3 protein-coding genes are annotated in these 4,347 nt (G+C 72.2%); all 3 read left to right on the top strand.

The window, feature by feature from the left end; translation table 11 throughout:
• Positions 1-2,020 (top strand): Calx-beta domain-containing protein (locus AB0J67_RS39440; protein WP_363490664.1); only part of this gene is annotated, 2,020 nt, incomplete at its 5' end.
• A gap of 247 nt (positions 2,021-2,267) precedes the next feature.
• Positions 2,268-3,089 (top strand): META domain-containing protein, encoded by an 822-nt coding sequence (locus AB0J67_RS39435; RefSeq protein ID WP_363490662.1) that lies wholly within the window; start codon positions 2,268-2,270, stop codon positions 3,087-3,089.
• A gap of 241 nt (positions 3,090-3,330) precedes the next feature.
• Entirely contained in the window at positions 3,331-4,191 is an 861-nt protein-coding gene (locus tag AB0J67_RS39430; protein ID WP_363490660.1) for a hypothetical protein, read from the top strand.
• Positions 4,192-4,347 lie beyond the last annotated feature (156 nt).

The following is a 4,347-nucleotide window of genomic DNA, read 5'->3' as shown; positions in this document are numbered from 1 at the left end:
ACTGAACACGATCGGGGTCAGCGACGACGACGAGCCCACCAACCGCGCCACCGTGCCCGCTCCGGCCGCGCTCCGGCAACCCCGCCGGAGGCGGGTCCGCTGCCCGGAAAGGATGTGCCAGATGTTGCACCTGCACAGGAGGTCGGCGGCCCATCGCTGGGGCACCGGTCTCGTCGCGGTGGCCGCCTTCGCGGCGTACGGGCTGCTCTCCCAACCTCAGCCCGCCGCCGCGGCCGAGCCGGGAGTCGAGCCCTCCGCGGTCACCAGGACCCTGCCACCCGGCGGCACCGCGGCGATCGACAAGGTCGTGCACACGCCCGCGGTGCCGCCGAACCCCGACATCGTCTTCCTCGCCGACACCACCGGCAGCATGGGTTCCGCGATCAACAACGTGAAGACCAACGCGGCGGACATCCTCACCGCGGTCAGCACGGCCCAGCCCAGCGCGCAGTTCGCGGCGGCCAACTACCGCGACATCGCCGACACGCCGCCGTTCGAGGTGGACCAGGCGCTCACCGCCGACCAGGCCCTGGTGCAGGCGGGCATCAACTCGTGGACGGCGGGCGGCGGCGGCGACTTCGCCGAGGACGGCCTCAACGCCCTCTACCAGCTCGCCACCGGCGCGGTCACCTTCCGCGGCGACGGCACCCGGATCGTCGTGATCTTCGGTGACGCCCCGTCGCACGAGCCGAGCGGCGGCCACACCCGCGCCGAGGTCATCGCCGCGCTGCAGGCGGCGGACGTACGCGTGGTCGCGGTCAACGTCGGCGGCGGCGGGCTCAACAACGGCGGCCAGATCGAGGCCGTCACCACCGCCACCGGCGGCGTCTTCCTCAACAACGTGCCCGCGGGCGAGGTCGCCGACGCCATCCTCGCCGGCATCCAGGCCATCGAGGTCACCGTCACCCACCAGGTCGAGTGCGACGAGAACCTGTCGCTGTCGCTGTCGCCCGCGAGCCGCACCGTGGCCAGCGGCGCCGACGCGGCGTTCAGCGAGTCGGTCCAGGTCGACGGCGACGCTGCCGGCGGCTCGTTCCAGTGCGAGGTGGACTTTCTGATCGACGGCGTGAGCCGCGGCTACGTGCAGACCCTGACCGTGCACGTGCCTGGCATCAGCGCGTACGACCTGACGGTGGACGAGGGCGCGGGCACCGCGTCGTTCACGGTGACCCAGTCCGTGCCGGCGCCGTTCCCGGTGAGCGTGAGCTACGCGACCGCGACCGGCACCGCCGGTGCGGCCGACTTCACCGGCGGCAGCGGCCTGATCACGTTCGCGCCGAACGAGACGCTCAAGACGATCACCGTGCCGATCATCGACGACACCGTGAACGAGCCGAACGAGACCTTCAAGGTCGCGCTCGCCGGCCCGAGCGGGGCGGCGCTGACCGACGGCTCGGCCGAGGCCACCATCGTCGACAACGACCGCGACGGCGTCTTCACCTGCCAGGCGACCGCGCTGAACCTGGCCGGCCAGCTCACCTCGCAGGCCAACCCGCCGCACAACCCGTGCGCCGACGACACCGAGGCCGCCGCGGGCAACACGCTCAACGCGGGCCTGGTCACGGTGACCACGGCCGGCCCGTCCGCGAGCACCAACCTGACGCCGGACAACCTGAACACCGCGCCGGCCGCGGGTGACAAGGCGGTCTCCACCGCCCAGCTCGAGTCCACCAAGATCACGGTCGGCGGGCTGGTCACCATCGAGCTCGGCCTGATCAACTCGACCGCCTCGACGACCTGCGTCGCCGGGACGGGCGGGCTGGTGCCGCAGTTCGCGGGCTCGTCCAACATCCAGAGCCTGAAGGTCAACGGCGTCGCGGTGACCGTCGGCAGCGGCCCGCTGACCATCCCGCTGGTGGTCGGCAGCCTGAAGCTGAACAGCACCACGACCACCGCCACCGGGGTCGTCCAGCGCGCCGTGGTGCTGGACACGCTGCTCACCGACGTGGTGATCGGCGAGACGAAGGCGGGCGTGGCCGGCTCCACGACCCACCCCGCCGGCACCCCCTGCCGCGCCTGACCCACCGAAAGGAAGGGCACCTTCTTAACGCTATGCGTATAAGAAGGTGCCCTTCTCAACGTCGGCGCGCCTCGCTGAGCTTCCTCGACATCGGCGCCGCGAAAACCGCCGTCGACACGCTGAGCTCACCCGTGACGGGCGCCCGGCGGTCCTCGATCAGTCCGCCCCGGGGCCGGGCGGCCGGCGGCCCCGGATCAGCCCTCTCACGCGGGAACCGGCAGGCGGCCGAGACGGTCCAAAGAGCGTGATGAACTTGCGTGGCGCAGTGCCCCTGCTGACCGTCCTGCTGCTCGGCGCCTGTGCGCAGCCGCCGTCCGACACCGGCTCGCCCGCCCCCGACGGCGCCGCGCTCGCCGGGCGGACCTTCCTCTCCACCGGGCTGGTACGCGACGGCAAGCCGTACGAACTGGTGAAGGGCACCCGCATCACGCTGACGGTGCACCCCGACGGCCGGATCGGCGCGATCGCCGGCTGCAACAGCATGGGCGGGGCGGCCGACCTGTCTGGCGGCCGGCTCCGCGTCGACGGCGACGGCCTGGCCACCACCGACATGGGCTGCTCGCCGGAGCTGCACGCGCAGGACAAGCTGGTCGCCGACCTGCTCACCGGGAGCCCTCGATGGGAGCTGTCCGGTGACGTGCTCACCCTGCGCACCGACGCCGTCCAGCTCACCCTGCAAGACCAGGAGACCGCCGACCCGGACCGGCCGCTGCCCGGCACCCGCTGGTCCATCGAGTCGATCGTCGACAAGGACAGCGTCAGCTCCGTGGCATCGCCCCCCGGCGACGCGTACCTCGAGTTCGCCGACGGCAAGGTGAGCGGCTCGACGGGCTGCAACCAGCTCGGCGGCACCGCCGTCGTCAAGGACGACAAGATCACGTTCTCCGGCGTCTTCACCACCCGTCGAGCCTGCCCGGGTGACCTCGCCGCGCTGGAGAAGGCGGTGCTGAACACGCTGCGCGACGAGGCGACCTGGCGGGTCACCGCCGACCGCCTGGCGTTGACCGCGGCCGACGGCCACGGACTCCACCTGCGGGCATCGGCCGCGCCGAGCCCGTCCGCCTCCTGACCTGCCCGTGCCCGAGGGGCCGTGCCGCTCGCCCGGCGGGGCCCCGGCGCGGTGCCGACGGCCGGCAGGTACGGGTCCACCGCGTCCCCAGAGCAGCGCACTTCCGTCGGATCGGCGACTTTCCGCAGGTCAGAAAGCCGTCGCTGTAATCATGGCCACGCGTCGTCTGTGGATTTCTCCGCACTGGAGCACCGGCCGCCGTCCGTACGTTGAAGCCTCCCTACCAGTACAGGAGACTTCGATGCAGGCACGAGCAAACCGGATCACCCGGGCGGCGCTGGCTACCGGCATGCTGCTCGGCGTCGCGGCGGCGGGTCAGCTCGCACTGGCCGCGCCCGCCACGGCGGTGACCGGGCTGACCCGGCAGACCGCGACCGGCACCGCCGGCAGCGCGGCCAAGACGCTCAACAAGAGCTGCCCGGCGGGCAGCGTCGCACTGGGCGGCGGCGGCTCGGTCAGCGGCGCGACCGGCCACATCGGCATGGACTTCATGATCCCGCTCAGCGGCGGCACCGGCTGGTCGATCACCGGCCGCGAGGACGCCAGCGGCACCGGCGCGAGCTGGTCGCTCGGCACGACGGTGCTGTGCGCGCCCGCGCCGGCCGGGTATGCGATCGTCTCGGGCTCGTCGGCCTGGTCGTCGCCGAGCAAGAACTGGCACACCGTGAGCTGCCCGCTCGGGCAGGTCGCGCTCGGCGTCGGCGGCGCGGTCAACGGCTCGGCGGTGAGCGAGCTGCTGCTGCAGGACCTGCGTATCGACGGCAGCAGCGTGACGGTGGGCATCTCGGAACACGAGAGCGGCTTCGACGCCAACTGGCAGGTGCAGGCGAAGGCGATCTGCGCCGACCAGCCCGCCGGGTACGAGCGCCTGCTGGACGACAGCTCGTACGACTCCGCCGCGACCAAGTCGGTGTCGGTCACCTGTACGGCCGGGCGCAAGGTGCACGGCGTGGGCGCCGAGATCGTCGGCGGCGAGGGCCAGGTGCGGCTGACCGCCGCGCACGCGAACTCCACCACGCAGGTGACGGTGAGCGCGTCCGAGGACGACACCGGCACCACCGGCAACTGGAAGGTCCGCGCCTTCGCCGTCTGCGCGAACTGATCGGCCACGACGTCTGGCGGCACGCCGACGGCGTCAGCCCGCCAGGCGTTGAGCCCGGCGGGCGTTAACGATCTTGTGCGCAATAGCTGACGGTGGCGGTTGCTGGTCCGATCGCAGATCCTTTTTGGATGCCGCGTCGATGGGCTCGTCGTGTCT

It is taken from the genome of Catellatospora sp. NPDC049609 (assembly GCF_040675365.1).
Taxonomy (GTDB): domain Bacteria; phylum Actinomycetota; class Actinomycetes; order Mycobacteriales; family Micromonosporaceae; genus Catellatospora.
This window is presented reverse-complemented; position numbering and strand designations above follow the sequence as displayed.

What these genes read in the sequence shown, in the direction of transcription:
- AB0J67_RS39430 (WP_363490660.1), top strand. Translation starts at nt 3,331, where the DNA reads ATGCAGGCACGAGCAAACCGGATCACCCGGGCGGCGCTGGCTACCGGC.
- AB0J67_RS39435 (WP_363490662.1), top strand. Translation starts at nt 2,268, where the DNA reads ATGAACTTGCGTGGCGCAGTGCCCCTGCTGACCGTCCTGCTGCTCGGC.